The 14200-nt window shown below is 65.2% G+C and carries 13 protein-coding genes; 2 read left to right on the top strand and 11 right to left on the bottom strand.

Translation table 11 applies throughout. The features are described 5' to 3' along the window. Window positions 1-6: 6 nt before the first annotated feature. Window positions 7-711, top strand: a complete 705-nt coding sequence (locus ACFSDX_RS05050) for an SAM-dependent methyltransferase (protein WP_382312102.1) — start codon at window positions 7-9, stop codon at window positions 709-711. Window positions 712-728: 17 nt separating this feature from the next. Here the strand turns inward: ACFSDX_RS05050 and ACFSDX_RS05045 are convergent, their stop codons facing one another. From ACFSDX_RS05045 to ACFSDX_RS05005, 9 genes are all read right to left on the bottom strand, one after another. After that, a complete protein-coding gene (locus ACFSDX_RS05045; protein WP_382312321.1) occupies window positions 729-1742 on the bottom strand; it encodes a T9SS type A sorting domain-containing protein in 1014 nt (337 codons plus the stop codon). A 256-nt stretch (window positions 1743-1998) separates the two neighbouring features. Further along, window positions 1999-3306: a sensor histidine kinase gene (locus ACFSDX_RS05040; RefSeq protein WP_382312101.1), complete on the bottom strand. Its 1308-nt coding sequence runs from the start codon at window positions 3304-3306 to the stop codon at window positions 1999-2001. 72 nt (window positions 3307-3378) lie between these two features. Continuing rightward, on the bottom strand, window positions 3379-4758 hold the full coding sequence (locus ACFSDX_RS05035; protein ID WP_382312100.1) for a sigma-54-dependent transcriptional regulator: 1380 nt from the start codon (window positions 4756-4758) through the stop codon (window positions 3379-3381). 110 nt (window positions 4759-4868) lie between these two features. Continuing rightward, a complete protein-coding gene (locus ACFSDX_RS05030) occupies window positions 4869-5573 on the bottom strand; it encodes a head GIN domain-containing protein (RefSeq protein ID WP_382312099.1) in 705 nt (234 codons plus the stop codon). 150 nt (window positions 5574-5723) lie between these two features. Further along, on the bottom strand, window positions 5724-6932 hold the full coding sequence (locus tag ACFSDX_RS05025; RefSeq protein WP_382312098.1) for an ABC transporter permease: 1209 nt from the start codon (window positions 6930-6932) through the stop codon (window positions 5724-5726). Next, window positions 6929-8182, bottom strand: a complete 1254-nt coding sequence (locus ACFSDX_RS05020; RefSeq protein WP_382312097.1) for an ABC transporter permease — start codon at window positions 8180-8182, stop codon at window positions 6929-6931. The genes ACFSDX_RS05025 and ACFSDX_RS05020 overlap by 4 nt, the downstream gene beginning before the upstream one ends. A 57-nt stretch (window positions 8183-8239) precedes the next feature. Then, window positions 8240-8929 (bottom strand): ABC transporter ATP-binding protein, encoded by a 690-nt coding sequence (locus ACFSDX_RS05015; protein ID WP_382312096.1) that lies wholly within the window; start codon window positions 8927-8929, stop codon window positions 8240-8242. A gap of 74 nt (window positions 8930-9003) precedes the next feature. Beyond that, window positions 9004-10434 (bottom strand): TolC family protein, encoded by a 1431-nt coding sequence (locus tag ACFSDX_RS05010; RefSeq protein WP_382312095.1) that lies wholly within the window; start codon window positions 10432-10434, stop codon window positions 9004-9006. Window positions 10435-10638: 204 nt separating this feature from the next. Beyond that, window positions 10639-11886, bottom strand: coding sequence for an efflux RND transporter periplasmic adaptor subunit (locus ACFSDX_RS05005; protein WP_382312094.1), 1248 nt, complete (start codon window positions 11884-11886; stop codon window positions 10639-10641). A gap of 384 nt (window positions 11887-12270) precedes the next feature. Here ACFSDX_RS05005 and ACFSDX_RS05000 point away from each other — a divergent pair, with 384 nt between their 5' ends. Beyond that, the gene (locus ACFSDX_RS05000; RefSeq protein ID WP_382312093.1) at window positions 12271-12672 is read left to right on the top strand and encodes a hypothetical protein; all 402 of its coding nucleotides are present in this window, start codon (window positions 12271-12273) and stop codon (window positions 12670-12672) included. 114 nt (window positions 12673-12786) lie between these two features. On the opposite strand, the gene ACFSDX_RS04995 is transcribed toward ACFSDX_RS05000, so the two are convergent. Further along, a complete protein-coding gene (locus ACFSDX_RS04995; RefSeq protein WP_382312092.1) occupies window positions 12787-13395 on the bottom strand; it encodes a sugar transferase in 609 nt (202 codons plus the stop codon). Beyond that, a complete protein-coding gene (locus tag ACFSDX_RS04990; RefSeq protein ID WP_382312090.1) occupies window positions 13388-14179 on the bottom strand; it encodes a TauD/TfdA family dioxygenase in 792 nt (263 codons plus the stop codon). The genes ACFSDX_RS04995 and ACFSDX_RS04990 overlap by 8 nt, the downstream gene beginning before the upstream one ends. Window positions 14180-14200: the final 21 nt, after the last annotated feature.

The following is a 14200-nucleotide window of genomic DNA, read 5'->3' as shown; positions in this document are numbered from 1 at the left end:
TGCAACATGCTTTACCTCATTCCTACCCCGCTGGCCGAGGGCACGGCGCCCCAGGTGCTGCCGCCGCAAGTGGTGGCGGCGGTGGCCCGGCTACCCTATTTTCTGGTCGAAAACCTGCGCACGGCCCGCCGCTTTGTGAAGGAAGTGGCGCCACACCGCGTCATCGAAGACATTCGCTTTGAGCTGATTGACAAGGACAGCACGCCGCCCCAGGTGCAGGCGGCGCTGGAGCCCCTAGTGAAGCAGGGCCTCGAAGCGGGCGTGCTCTCGGAGGCCGGCTGCCCTGGCATTGCCGACCCCGGTGCGGCGCTGGCCCAGGAGGCCCACCGGCTGGGGCTGCCGGTGCGGCCGCTGGTGGGGCCATCTTCGATACTGCTGGCGCTCATGGGCTCGGGGCTGAACGGGCAGCGGTTTGCTTTCCACGGGTATTTGCCCATCGAGAAAGGCCCGCGCATTGCGGCCATCAAGCAGCTGGAAAAGGAAAGCACCCAGCGCGACCAGTCGCAGCTGTTTATCGAGACGCCCTATCGCAACGACCAGCTGCTGGCCGACCTGCTGGCCCACCTGGCGCCCGGCACCCGCCTCTGCGTAGCCACCGACCTCAGCGCGCCCACCGAGTACCTCCGCACGCTGCCCGTGGCCGCCTGGCGGCGCCTGCCCGAGCTACCCAAGCTGCACAAGCGACCCACCGTGTTTGCGCTGGGCCAGTAGCCACCTAGGGCTGCTTTTTAGTTTGTTTTCAGAAACTTCGTGCGCTGGCCCGTGGCATCGTCCTGCAAAAAATAGAGGCCGCTGGGCAAGGCCTGCACATCCAGCGGCCCCAGGTCTTCGGGGGCTTGCGGGCGCTGCACCAGGTGGCCCAGCTGGTCGAAAATACTGAACTGCGTACCCGCTCCCGCCCCGGCCACGTGCAAGGTGCCGGTAGTGGGGCTGGGGTAGGCGCGCAGGGCGGCGGGGGCGGCCCACTGCACGGCCACCACGGGGCTGAACGTGACCGTGCCATCGCGGTCGAGCTGCCGCAAGCGGTAGTAGCTGCGCGGGGCCGGGCTAGGGTCCACAAATCCGTAGGCCTGGGTTTGGGTAGTGGTGCCGGTGCACGGCACCTGGCCGATAGCCGCGAAGCCCACCGGCGCATCGGCCGCCCGCTCTACCACAAATTGCTCCGCATTGTGCTCCGACGCGGTGGCCCACGACAAGGCGACGCCTTCCGGGGTAGCCGCACCCTGAAATGCCACCAGCGACACCGGCAAGGGGCTCACGGTGCTGAAGGCCTCGTACACCTCAATATCCTGACCTAGGGCCAGGACTGAGAAAAAAACCAGCTCTATTTGGTTGAATTCTTTCGTCGGCGTAAACGATATTCGGTTGATGCCCGCGGCCTGCACATTCAAACTCAGCACATCGCTGCTGAGCTGGTGGCTGTCTACTTCCGTGGTCTTGGTGCCTTTTTTATAGTACGTGGTTAGGGTAGCGCCGCCCAGCAGCGCGGCCGAAATCAGGATATTGGGCTTGATGTACATGCCCGCTTCTTTGCCGGCCGCGGCCGTGCTTGGGAAGCTCATTCGCAGCCGGGTGTAGCCGAGCAGCAAAGAAGGTTTGATGGTGGCGTTGGTGGCTAGGTTGCTATCGGCGGCCTTATTATCGTCGCTCACGATGCCATCGGCCATCACCACCTTGTTGGCATACTGCACCTGGGCCCACGCGCCGGGCGTGGCTAAAAGAAGGCTGACTGAAACGAGCATCAAGGCCCGCAAGCTGCGTAAAATTTTATAATTCATCAAGGAAGGAGAGATAAGTGTACCCCCGCCGTTTTGCAAACCAGCTACCAAAGCCGGATTTATAAATATTGTGTATTTTGATGTATCTAATGCCCAATTTCTTGCCCGCGCGCCGTACCAGAATGAGATGCCCACGTCTCGGAACGGCAATCAAGCTCGACAGTCAATTGTATTAACTCACTAGAATTATCCGCGGCCACGGGTGTCCAGCACCTCCTCTTCAGGCGGTGCGCAGCTCGACCTGGAAGGCGGTGCGGCCATCGGCCCCGGTGGCCAGCCGGAAGGCGAAGCCGTGGGCCAGCAAGATGTCGCGCACCAGCGTGAGGCCGATGCCCTGGCCGCCCGCCTTGGTACTGAAAAAGGGCGTGAATAGCCGCTGGCTCACTGCGGGGCTGAGGGGCGCGCCGTCGTTGGTAATGCTGAGCGTGAGCGGCTGGGTAGTGGTGCGCACCCACACGTGGCCACCACCGGGCCCGATGGCTTCGAGGGCGTTTTTGGCCACATTGAGCAAGGCCTGGGTGAGTTGCTGCGAATCGGCCTCAATGAAAAGAGGCCCGGCGTGGGCCAGCTCCCAGTGCCAAGCCACATCCTGCTGCGCGCTTTGCGGGGCCAGCAGCTGGCCTAGGTCGCGCAGCAGGGCGTGCAGGTCGGTGGGGTGCGGGGCGGGCGGGGGCAGGCGCACCAGGCGGGCGTAGCCGGCCACGAAGTCGGCCAGCTGGGTATTGCGCGTGATGCTCACGTCGAGGGCCTGGGTAAAATCGGCTTGGTCGGCCGGGGCCAGTTGCGGGGCGTAGTACCGGAAGCTGCCCAGCAGCGAATTCACGGCCCCGATGGAGTTATTGACCTCGTGCGCCACCAGCCGGATAAGCTGCTCGTAGGTCTGCTTTTCCTGGGCCCGGATTTCCTGCGTCAGCTCTTCCAGCACCACAAAGCGCCGCTGAAAGCCGCGGTCGAGAAAGTGCGCGGCGGCGGCCCGGTAGGTTTGGCCGCCGGGCAGGCGCACGGCTTGGGGCTGGCCGCTGCCTAGGTCAGCCAGCACGCCGCCCCAGGGCGCGGGCAGGGCCGCCACCGCCTGGCCCACCAAGTCGGCCGCGGGCATACCTAGGGCCCAGGCCGCGGCCGCGTTGGCGCTGGCGATGTGTTGCTCGAAGGTTAGAATAAGGATGCCGGCCGGCGAGGCCTGAATGAGCCGCTCGAGTAGCACGCTCTGCTCGTGCTGGCTCACGCGCTCTTGGCGCAGGGCGTCGAGCATGTCGTTGTAGACCTCGATGAGCTGGTCGAGCCCCGGCTGCCCCACGGGCCTGAATTTCAAGTTGAAGTCCTGCGCCTGCAAAGCCGCCGTGCCCGCCTCGATGAGCCGAATGGGCTGCATAAAACCCCGGTAAAGCTGCCACGCCAGCCCTAGGCTGCCCAGCAGCACCACTTCGCAGGCAATGAACAGGGCCGCATTGGTGGTGCGCGCCTGCGCCGCCAGGGTGATGAGCACCGCGTAGAGCGGCAGCAGAAACAGCAGAAGCTTGAGGCGCATGAGGTCAATGAACAATTATCAATGAGCAATGAACAGCGCTAAATAAGACTAAAGCTGCTCATTATTAATTGCTCATTGCTCATTAGGATAAGGTATCCCAAACTTATCCAACCTTCGATATAAAGCGCCCCGGCTCAGGCCCAGCGCCCGCGCCACCTGGCTGAGGTTGCCGCGGTAGTGGGCCACGCTCTGGCGAATGGCCTGCTCCTCCAGCGCCTCCAGCGTCATGGTGCCGGGGGCCGGCAGGGCAGCGTCGGGGACCGGGGGCGCGGGGGCACCTAGGTGCTGCGCCTGAAAATCGGCGGGCGTCAGCTCGTCGTGCGGGCTAGTGAGCACCGCGCGCTCGACCAGGTTTTTGAGCTCCCGGATGTTGCCGGGCAGGGCCTGGGCTTGCAGGTAGTGGGCGGCGGCGGCGCCCAGGCGCAGGCCGGGGCGCTGGTAGGTGGCTTGCAGCTGGCGCACGAAGTGCTGGGCCAGGCGCGGAATGTCGTCGGCCCGCTCGCGCAGGGCGGGCAGGCGCAGCGTGATGAGGTTGAGCCGGTAGAACAGGTCTTCGCGGAAGCGGCCCTGCGCCACCAGCTCGGCCAGGTTTTTATTGGTGGCGGCCACCACTCTAATGTCGAGTCGGCGCGGGCGCGAGTCGCCGAGCACCTCGTAGGTGCGGTCTTGCAGCACGCGCAGCAGCTTTACCTGGCTGGCCAGCTCCAGCTCCCCGATTTCATCCAGAAAAATAGTGCCGCCGTTGGCCAGCTCGAAGCGACCCACGCGGTCGGCGCGGGCATCGGTGAAGGCGCCGCGCCGGTGGCCAAACATCTCGCTCTCAAACAAGCTTGATGAAATACCACCTAGGTTCACTTTCACGAAGGGCTGCGCGCGGCGCGGACTATTCTGGTGCAGGGCTTCGGCAATGAGCTCCTTGCCCGTGCCGCTCTCGCCCTCTATCAGCACCGAAGCATCGGTGGCGGCCACCTGCCCTACCTGGCGCAGCACGGCCAGCAGGCGCGCATCTTCGCCCACAATGCTACCTAGGGCAAACTGCCGGTCGAGCGCCCGGCGGCCGGGCGGCGGGGCCGCCTCGGCCGGCGCGTGCAATTGCAGGACGGTGGTAATGGTTTGGAGCAGCGTTTCGTTTTGCCAGGGCTTGGTCACGAACTCGGCGGCGCCGGCCTTCATGCCCGCCACCGCCAGCGCAATGCTGCCCCAGCCCGTGAGCAGAATAACCGGCACCGCGGGCGCCAGCGCCCTGAGCTGACCTAGGAGCGCCAAGCCGTCGGCCCCGGTAGTGGCAGCCGCAAAATTCATGTCGAGCAAGACGAGCCGGGGCGCGGCCTCGCGCACGGCGGCTAGCGCCTCGGCTGGGCCGGGCACCGCCTGCGCGGGATAGCCAGCCTGCTTCAGCAGCAGCTGCAACGACACGCGCACGGCTAGGTCATCATCGACTATCAGAACCACAGATTTAACTAATTCTAACGGATTTTTTGTGGTTCTTCAACAAACGGCACAGAGCGAGCGGAACCACAAAAAATCCGTTCAATCCGCTGGAATCAGTTAAATCTGTGGTCCTAGTGGCCGCTCACGCTGGCGCCGCTGCTCACGCGCTTGGTGAGCTGGGGCGAGCCGCTGTAGCTGATGCTGGCGCCGCTGCTGGCCTCGGCCACTAGGTCGTCTTTTACGGCTATCTGTATGGAGCTGCCGCTGCTGGCCTGGGCGCGGCAGCGGTCGGTGCGCAGGTCTTTGCCGTTGAAGGTGGCGCCGCTGCCGGCTTGCACATCGAGGCTGGTGGCGCGGCCATCGAGCATCGTGGTGCTGCCGCTGCTCTGGCGCACGGCCAGGGTAGCGGTCGAAATGTCGGCCTTCACGGTAGCACCCGACGAGATATCGAGCTTGAAATCGTCGGCGTCGATGTCGCCGCTGGCCTTCACCGACGAGCCACTACCCGCCACGAGGGCCGTGAGCTGGTCGGCCGTGACGCTGGCCCGCAGCTGCACGTGCTGGCGCGAGCGCTGCTGGCCGTTGCGGTCGTTGGGGTTGTCGTAGCCGATGGTGAGCACGCCGTCCTCCACCGTCGTGCGGATGTAGTTGGCAAACTCGGCCACGTTGGCGCTCACCTCCACGCGCTGGCCGTGGCCGGCCGTGAGCTCCAGCTGGATGCCGCTACCCACTTTGATGGCGTGGAAAGCGGACACCGAGCGCATTTGGGCGCTTTGGGCGTGGGCGCCGGTGAGGGTGGCCAGGCCAAGCAGGGCGGACAGCAGGACGTTTTTCATGGGGCGTGAAGCTAGAAAAGGGGGAGATAAGAACCAGGCGTTTGCCGCGAGTACCGGGCCGCGGGGCAGTTCGTTACGGCCCCGCCGAAAAATACTGCGCCGCGGCCGGGCCGGGCACTCGGCCGGGGTTTCTTGGCTACCTAGGGGCATTTATTCTTCGCGCAGCGCCACGGCCGGCTGAATACCCGCCGCCAGCCAGCTCGGGTAGAGGGCGCAGCCCGCCGCCAGCGCGTAGAGGCCCACCGTGGCCAGGGCCATGCCGGCGAGGTACACGCTGGTTTTCACATTGAACACGCCCAGCAGCGGAAACTGCGCCGCCACCAGCAGCCCCAGCCCCAGCCCAAACGTAGTGAGCACCAAGATTTCACCCAGCACCTGCCTACTGATGGCCCCCGCCGTGGCCCCTAGGGCTCGGCGCACGCCCAGCTCAGCGCGGCGCTGGCTGATGTTGAGCCACAGCACGCCAAACAAGCCCAGCGCCACATTCACCAGCAAAAACAAGCTCACCACACCCATGATAAAGGGGGGCGTAAGCAACTGCTTGAACTGCACGCGGCGCTGGTCGGCCAGCGGGGTGATGTTGCTTGACAAAGTAGGGCTGATGGCGTGAATATCATCGCTGATTTTCTTTTCGAGCGCGGCCCCGCTGCCGGGCTGCACCCGCACCAGTAGCGTGGCGAGGGCGTGGGCAGTATCCTGGGGGCTGACATATAGGAAGATAGCGGGCCGAGGCTCGTTCAGCTCGCCATCGCCCCGGTAAGAGCCGCTCACGCCTACCACCCGCCACGGCTTGGGCATCATGCGGGTAGGGCCGCCGCCAATAATATGGCCCAGCGGCGACTCGCCGGGGGCGAATAGCGCATCGCGCAACGACTCGGTGATGACGACCGAGCGGCTATTGGCGGCCTCGTCGCGGCGGTCGAACCAGCGGCCGGCTTTCATTTGCAGCCCCATCACCTCCCGAAATTCGGGGCTGGCATCGTAGTAATTGGCCTGGTCGCACACGCGTTTTTTATCGCCCTCACCCGCTTCTAGGTCGCCGTTATTAGAAGAAAAAGAATAGGGCGTGTTGCCCTCAGTTCGGGCTACGCCGGCCACGCCGGGGGTAGCTTTCAGGTGCTGGATAACCTGCTGCAATGTGCCCAGCACCTGGCCGCGGCTGGGCTGGCCCCCGGGGCTTAGGCTCACGCTCCACACCTGCTCGTAGGCAAAGCCCAGCGGGGCGCGGTAGTTGCCCCACAGGTACACGCCCAGGCTGCTCACGGCAAATAGCACCACGAAGGCCAGCACTAGCTCTATCACCAGCAAGCTGTTGGCGCGCTTGCGGTTCCACATCAGGGTAAACAGGTGGCGTATCATGCGGCAATATCTCCTTTCAATGCCTTCACGGCGTGTAATTTAGACATTTTATAAGCCGGGTAAGCCCCCGACAGCACACCAAAAAACAGTACTATCCCCAGCGCCAGCGCAAACACGCGCCCATTGAGTCCAAACTCGGAGTAGGCAATGAAGTGGCTGCTGTTGAGCAGCGCTAGGGCGCCCGCTGCCAGGCCCAGACCCAGCACCCCCCCGAGCAGCGTAAGGAAAATATTTTCGAGCAGAAACTGCCCCACCAGCCGCCCCGCCGTGGCCCCAAAAGCCTTGCGCACGCCAATCTCGCCCGAACGCTCCAGCGTGCGGCTCACGTTGATGTTCACCAGGTTGAGGGCCGGCAGCAGCATAAAAAGCAGGCCTAGCGTGAGGAGCAGCCGCATAAAGCGGTTGCCGCCGCCGGGCGCTACTTCGCCCCCGCTAAAGCGGGCCGTGAGATTGGTTAGCAGCGGCAGCGCGTGCGACACAAGCCGCTCATATATTTTGGGGTCGGGAATGGGCTGCCGGGCTATCAGTTGGTCGTATTCGGCTTGTATCTGCGGCACCTCGGCCGGACTGCGGGCCAGCACGATGGCTTGGTAGGCACCGAGCAGGTCGGGCTTGCGTAGGTCGTCGGGGGTAGTGGTGATGGGCGTCCACACGTCGGCGTAGGTCATCAGCCGCATGACGGGCACATCGTGCACTACCCCCACCACCCGGTAGCGCATGGCATCGACCTCGATGGTGTGGCCCACCGCCCCAGCCGTGCTGCCGAAATAGCGCCGGGCCGTGGTTTCGTTGATGACGGCTACGTGGGCCGCGTCGCGCACTTCGCGCCCGTTGTAGGGCCGGCCGGCCACGAAGTCAAAATCCAGCACCTGCCAAAACTCGCCATCGGTGCGGCGCTGGTCGAGCTTCAGGGTTTGCTGGCCCACGTAGGCCACGGCCGTGCCGGGGTTGGCCTCGCTCACCGATACCTTTTCGGGCGTGCGCATGCCCCGCACCGCTTGGTTGAGGAAGGCATAGCCAACGCTCGAATTGTTTTGCCCACCGCCCCGGTACAGCAGCTGCATCCGGTTGACAAATAATAGCCGGTCGGAGCGCAGCTCGGGCTGATGCGGCCCAACCGCAAAATCAAAAAATGAATACACCACCAGCAAAATCATCAGCGTGAAGCTGATGCCAAACAGGCTGATAGCGGTGAAGAACTTGCGCCGCAGCAAGACCTTCCAGGCGATTTTAAGGTAGGAAAGGAGCATAAGATTTTGAGTTTGTAAGTGTCTGTCTTTGCTGCGCTCGCAAGGACAGGCGGGGCACTACGCTACTTGCCGCCCGTCGAAAAAGCGGATGAGGCGCTGGGTTTTGAGGGCCTGCTGCTCGTCGTGGGTCACCATCACGAGGGTGGTGCCCTGGCGGTTGAGACCTAGGAGCAGGTCCATGATTTCCTCGCCCATTACCGAGTCGAGGTTGCCGGTGGGCTCGTCGGCCAGGATAATTTCGGGCTCGCCGGCCAGGGCGCGCGCGATGGCCACCCGCTGCCGCTGCCCGCCCGAGAGCTGCGCCGGAAAGTGGTTGGTGCGGGCATTGAGGCCCACTTGGTCGAGGGCGGCCAGGGCTCGGCGGCGACGCTCGGCGCCGCCCACGCCGGGGCGGTAGAGCAGGGGCAGCTCCACGTTGTCGCGCACCGAGAGGTCGTTGATGAGGTGGTAGCTCTGAAAAACGAAGCCGATTTTATGGTTGCGCAGCCCCGCCAATTCCTTGTCAGAATAGGAGTTCACGGGCCGGCCATCAATCTCGATGGTGCCGCTGCTAGGCTCATCGAGCAGACCCATGAGGCTGAGCAAGGTCGATTTGCCGCAGCCGCTCGGTCCCATCACCGACACGAATTCGCCGCGCTGAATGGCCAGGTTGACCTGGCTCAGGGCTACGGTTTCGATGGTTTTGGTCTGGTAGACTTTTTCGATATTGGCCAGCCGGATGACGGGCGGGGTGGTGGAGGTTGGCATTTGGCAGTGTGAATTGAGCTGTGTAAAAAAAGTGGTTATGGCGCGGGGCTCTGCCCCGTACCGACTATTCGCAGCTAGTCAGCTACCAGCGGCTGCCCGGTTTCAAAATCAAATAACGTGAGCCCGCGCAGCCGGTAATAACCCACCCAGCCCGCCCGCAGGGCCAGGATGTAGCTGCGCCGCGCCAGGTCCTTGGCCGCCGAAGCCAGCGTAAGGTCGGTGAGGCTGAGGCGGCCGGCCTCGTAGGTGGCGCGGGTGATGGCGTAGCGGCGCTGGGCCAGCGTGTCGGCGCGGGCGGCCAGGCGGGCCTGCCCAGCCAGGGCCGGCACCTGCGCGGCCTGCGTGAGCACGGTTTGCTCGAAGCTGCGCTCGTCCTGGGTCACGATGGCCTGGGTTTGGTCGCGGGCCAGCTCGGCGGTGCGCACGATGGCCCGGCGCCGGCCCCAGTCCACAAGCGGCAGCGAAAAGGCCAGCGCCACCTGCTGCTGGTTTTGGAGGGCGGAGTAGCTGTCGAGCAGGTAGGGCGCCTGGTTCACGTAGCCGAGGTTGGCGGTTAGGGTGGCCAGAAAGCCGGTGGTGCCCCGCGCCTGAGCCACATCTTGCGCAGCTTGCAGCTGCCGCCGCTGAAAGGCCAGCGTGGCGGCGCGGTGCTGCCGGGCCTGCCCTAGGGCCTCGGCGGGCACCACGGCCAGGGCGGGCGCGGGGGTGGGCACGGCCAGCGGCGGCACGGCGCCATCCGTATCGGTAGCGCCGGGCAGGGCGCAGTAGGTGCGCAGGCTCACGGCGGCGCTTTCGGCATCGAGGCGGGCCTGGGTCTGGGCCTGCTGGGCATCGAGCAGGTTGAGCTCGAGCTGAAGCAAATCGCTCTGCGAAAGGCGACCTAGGGCGTATTTCTCGCGGCCCACGCGCAGCAGCTCGGCGGTGGCCTGGGCGTTTTGGCCGGCCACGGCGGCATTCACCTGCTGCAAGAGCACGTCGAAGTACAGCTCGGTCACGCGCCGGGCCAGGGCTTCGCGGTCTTCGAGGTACTGGCGCTGGCTTTCCTGGTAGAGCAGCGGCGCGATGCGGCGGTTCCACTTCAGGGCGTTGAAGTAGCCCAGCGGCTGGGTCAGACCTAGGGTAAAGGGCTGGTTGTTGTAGCGCTTTTGGCTGCGGGCAAAGTCATCGAAGCGCTGCACCTGCGAGCCGATAACCACTTGCCCGCCCGTGAGGCCGATGTTCTGGCTCAGCCCCAGCCCCAGCAGCGAGTTGTTGATACGCACCGACTGAAACTCGGTGGTGCCATCGGGCTGCACCACCGGCGTGATGATGCGGCTGAAATTGGGCACCGTGCCGGCCAGCGTCAGCTGCGGGCGGTAGTTGGCCTGGTAGGCACGGTAGGCCCAGTAGCCACCCTCGCGGGCGGCGCGGGCTTGCAGGGCGGCGGCCGAAGTAGCCAGCGTTTGCTCGATGAGGGCGGGCAGGGTGAGGGTTTGGGCAGCTGCTTGATAGGAAAGTAAAAGCAAAAACCCTAGCAAGGCACCCCAGGCCCCGCCGCCCGCCCCTTTGGGAGCAGGGGAGCCCGGCAGTTGCAGCGCCGCTGGCTTCTTAGGAACACAGTTTTTATAGGAAGGAAACACGGCTGCTTTTCGCTGAATTTTTGATTTTGCATTGGTTGGCTTTCCTCCCACACGCGCCTCAAGTGGCGCAGAGCGGGGCGCTACCCTAGGTTACTCCACCCGCAGCGCGGGCGTGTCCGCGTACCCCTTAGTGTCTGAGAGCACGACCTCCTCCCCTTTCGCCAGGCCGCTCAGCACCTGCACGTAGTCGGTGTTGCTGTCGCCCAGGCGCACCACCCGGCGCACGGCGCGGCCGCCGCTCAGCACGAACACCGGCTGCTCCTGGCCACCCTGGTAGAAAGGGCCGTTGCGGAGGCGCAGCACGGCCCGGTGGGCGCGGGTTATCACGAATACGTCGGCTCGCAGGTTGGCGCGCAGGCCGGGGTAATGGTCGTTATCGAGGGCGGCGTAGAAGGTCACCGTGCCCTTGTCCACGGCCGGGCTGATGCTGGCTACCGTGCCGCGCAGGTCGGTGCCGGGCCCTAGGCGCACCAGCACCGGGTCGCCGGCGTGCAGCTGGTCGGCGTAGGCATCGGCGAGGGTGGCGCGCACCCGAAAGCGGCTGAGGTCGGCCACGCGGGCCAGGGCATCGCCGGCCTGCACGGTGGCGCCTAGGTTGTCGTTGACCCAGGTCAGCACGCCGGGCTGCTGGCTACTGATGTTGGCCTGCCGCAGCTTGCCGGCTTGTTCTTGAATATTGCGCCGCTGCATCGACACCGTGAAGCTGAGCTCGCGGCGGTCGGCGGCGCTGGCTTGGCGCTGGTTGGCGAGCTGGTGGCGCAGGCGCCCGGCTTCGAGGCGGGCGGTGCGCAGGTTAAGCTCGGCCTGGCGCACGGCCTCGGCCGTGCCGCCGCCGATGCCGAGCAGGTGCTGCTCGTCGCGCAGGGCCGATTGCAGGCTGCTCACTTTCAGGGCCTGGGCTTCTTGCTGGGCTTGCAGGTCGGTAAGGCTGCGCTCGAGGGTGAGCTGGAGCTGGGCGTTCTTATTCTGGTTGCGCAGCTGCTCGTCGTCGAGCTTGGCCAGAGCTGAGGCGGCCAGGTCTTTGTCGAGCTCCAGAATGGTTTGGCCCGGCCGCACCCGCGTGCCCACCGCCAGCACCACCCGCCGGATGCTGCTCTGCAAGGGGCTGGTGAGCACCGCCTCGCGGGCCGGAATGACGGTGCCGGCCGCCGTGAGCGTGGCGTCCACGTCGCCCGTTTCGACCATCGCCGTGCGGATGTCAACGCGGTGCAGGCTGGGTTGCAGCACCCGGCGCAAACCCAGCGCCGCCCCCAGCACAGCGGCCACGGCCCCCAAGCCCAGTAGCCATGTGCGAAACTGACGACGGCGTTGCGTGGCGGGCGAAATAACTCTGTCCATAATCGGGCAAGTGGGTAGTGGGTTACTACCTACTAAGCCAAGCGCCGTGCCATCATCATAAGCTATTATTGATAAGCTACTTATATCAAAAACCCGAGGCGAACCACCCACAAAACCTGTCCACTACCGGGCAGGGTGTTCAGTAGCGGACACTTTGCCTAGGGCGCCTGCTTGCTTACCGGCCTAGCCCGGCCGCCACCTAGGGCGGTGCGAGCCAGCAGCGGACTGGCCAACAACTTTGTACCCTGGCTTAGCTACCAGCTTAAAATCGCCAAGTATGCTACCGGGCGCGCTACCTTCGCGGTGGGTATTTATGCCCTTTGCACTGTGATTTATCGCCACCTTCCTAACCTGTGTCTCCAATACGAGCCCCTTCTCGGGACGATGCTTTTGGAATGGGTCGCCTTCAGCAATCCGCACCACCTGCGCGCCAGCGCCAGCCAGCTGCTAGTGCTGCTTCGAGAGCTGAAAGTGCGCCACCTGCTGCTCGATATGAATAGCCTGCCCGACCTCTCGGTGGCCGACCAGGAGTGGCTGGGTATCTACTGGATGCCCGGTCTGGTGGCGCTGGACCTCGAACACCTCGTGCTGCTAATTGACAACAACCGCCAGCACAATCAGCTGGCCGTCGATGCCCTGCACGACCTCGTGCAGCCGGCCATTCGCTTCAGCTCGCACTACTTTGCCGATGCGGCCTCTGCCCTGGACTGGCTCACCGACGGCTCGCCGCGGCTGCCGACCCTGGCGGCCGAGTGGGCCGCCCGCCACGCCCCCACCGCCCACTAACCGCACAAACTGCCAGCGATGTACCGTGGACCCTGCGGGGTCCGCGCGTGGGGAGCGGCCGGACGATAACCCGCGCGGACCCGCAGGGTCCGCGGTACACCCTGCCTACCACCACTACTCCGCGCCGCTGCCCCGGAAGGCGGGCATGGTGGCCTCGCCGGCCGCCGCCACGCCGCGCCGGCCCAGCACCCGCCCGGCCGTGCGCCACAAAATGCGCAGGTCGAGCCCCAGGCTACGGTGCTCGACGTACCACAAGTCGTAGGCAAATTTTTCTTCCCATGAAAGGGCATTGCGGCCATTCACCTGGGCCCAGCCCGTGATGCCGGGCCGCACCCGAAACCGCGCTTTTTGGGCCGCCGAATATAGGGGCAAGTACTCGTGAATGAACGGCCGCGGTCCCACCAAACTCAAGTCGCCGCGTAGCACGTTCCAGAGCTGGGGCAGCTCATCGAGGCTGGTGCGCCGCAGCCAGCGGCCTAGGGCCGTCAGGCGCTGGCCGTCGGGCAGCAGTTGGCCGGCTGCGTCGCGCTGCTGGGTCATGGTGCAGAATTTCAGCAGCTGAAACGGCTGCTCGCGGTAGCCGGTGCGCCACTGCCGAAACAGCACCGGGCGCAGGCCGCCCAGCCACGCCGCCCCGGCCACTAGCAGCAGCCCCGGCGCCAGCAGCAGCAAGCCCAGGGCGGCGGCGCCTAGGTCGAGCGCCCGCTTCGCCCGCTCATACACTGGCCGGAAGCCGAAAGCCGCTTTTCAGTAAAAACCGGTCGTTGGTGGCCACGGCCCGGAAAGCGCGGCGGCCGTGCAGCACCTGGTCGTCCCACCAGGCCACGGCCTCGCCGGGCGCCAACTGAATGGTCACTTCGGCCGGCGTACCGGTAATGTGCGTTAGCAAAAACTCCCGAAATTCCTGGGTTAGCGCGTGGTTTTCGGCCGTTTCGGCGGGGTCCACGCAGTGGTAGTTCCAGTTGAGGCGCAGGCCGGCCGGCGTTTGGGCGATGATGGGCAGCGTGCGCGAGTCGTCGGCTTTGGCAAAGCGCACGGGGCGGTCGAGCAGCCGCGCGGCCAGCGCGGGCGCGTGCCATTGCAACTGCTGCCACAGCTCGTCGGCATTCACGAAGGTGGTTTCGCCGCCCGCCGGGGCCTGCACTAGGCAGTGCATAAACATCACGTCGGCCGGCTCGCTTAGGTACGACTCGTCGGTGTGCAGCGGCTGGGCGTTTTTGCTGAAGCGGTACGCGGCATCGTCGGGGATGGCGGCGTCGTAGCGCACTTCTATCCACTTCTCGCCGGTGCGCACGCTACCTAGGGCAAAGTTCTCGTCGAGGTGCAGGCACTGGCCAGTGGCCTCGGTGAGGGCATCGTAAAAAGCCGGCCACTCGGCCGCCGGCCGGCTCGCCGCCAGGCCTCGCAGGTGCACTACTTTTGCCGAGCCCAGGGCGGCCCGCAGGGCAGTAGCGGCCGCGGCCACTGGTTGGCCAGGCGCTATCGAAAGCGTAGAAATAAAAGACATAGCTGGCTGGCAAACGCTGGT

The organism is Hymenobacter bucti, assembly GCF_042681145.1.
GTDB classification, from domain to species: domain Bacteria; phylum Bacteroidota; class Bacteroidia; order Cytophagales; family Hymenobacteraceae; genus Hymenobacter; species Hymenobacter bucti.
This window is presented reverse-complemented; position numbering and strand designations above follow the sequence as displayed.

What these genes read in the sequence shown, in the direction of transcription:
- ACFSDX_RS05050 (WP_382312102.1), top strand. Translation starts at nt 7, where the DNA reads ATGCTTTACCTCATTCCTACCCCGCTGGCCGAGGGCACGGCGCCCCAG.
- ACFSDX_RS05045 (WP_382312321.1), bottom strand. Translation starts at nt 1,742, where the DNA reads ATGCTCGTTTCAGTCAGCCTTCTTTTAGCCACGCCCGGCGCGTGGGCC.
- ACFSDX_RS05040 (WP_382312101.1), bottom strand. Translation starts at nt 3,306, where the DNA reads ATGCGCCTCAAGCTTCTGCTGTTTCTGCTGCCGCTCTACGCGGTGCTC.
- ACFSDX_RS05030 (WP_382312099.1), bottom strand. Translation starts at nt 5,573, where the DNA reads ATGAAAAACGTCCTGCTGTCCGCCCTGCTTGGCCTGGCCACCCTCACC.
- ACFSDX_RS05025 (WP_382312098.1), bottom strand. Translation starts at nt 6,932, where the DNA reads ATGATACGCCACCTGTTTACCCTGATGTGGAACCGCAAGCGCGCCAAC.
- ACFSDX_RS05020 (WP_382312097.1), bottom strand. Translation starts at nt 8,182, where the DNA reads ATGCTCCTTTCCTACCTTAAAATCGCCTGGAAGGTCTTGCTGCGGCGC.
- ACFSDX_RS05015 (WP_382312096.1), bottom strand. Translation starts at nt 8,929, where the DNA reads ATGCCAACCTCCACCACCCCGCCCGTCATCCGGCTGGCCAATATCGAA.
- ACFSDX_RS05005 (WP_382312094.1), bottom strand. Translation starts at nt 11,886, where the DNA reads ATGGACAGAGTTATTTCGCCCGCCACGCAACGCCGTCGTCAGTTTCGC.
- ACFSDX_RS05000 (WP_382312093.1), top strand. Translation starts at nt 12,271, where the DNA reads ATGCTTTTGGAATGGGTCGCCTTCAGCAATCCGCACCACCTGCGCGCC.
- ACFSDX_RS04990 (WP_382312090.1), bottom strand. Translation starts at nt 14,179, where the DNA reads ATGTCTTTTATTTCTACGCTTTCGATAGCGCCTGGCCAACCAGTGGCC.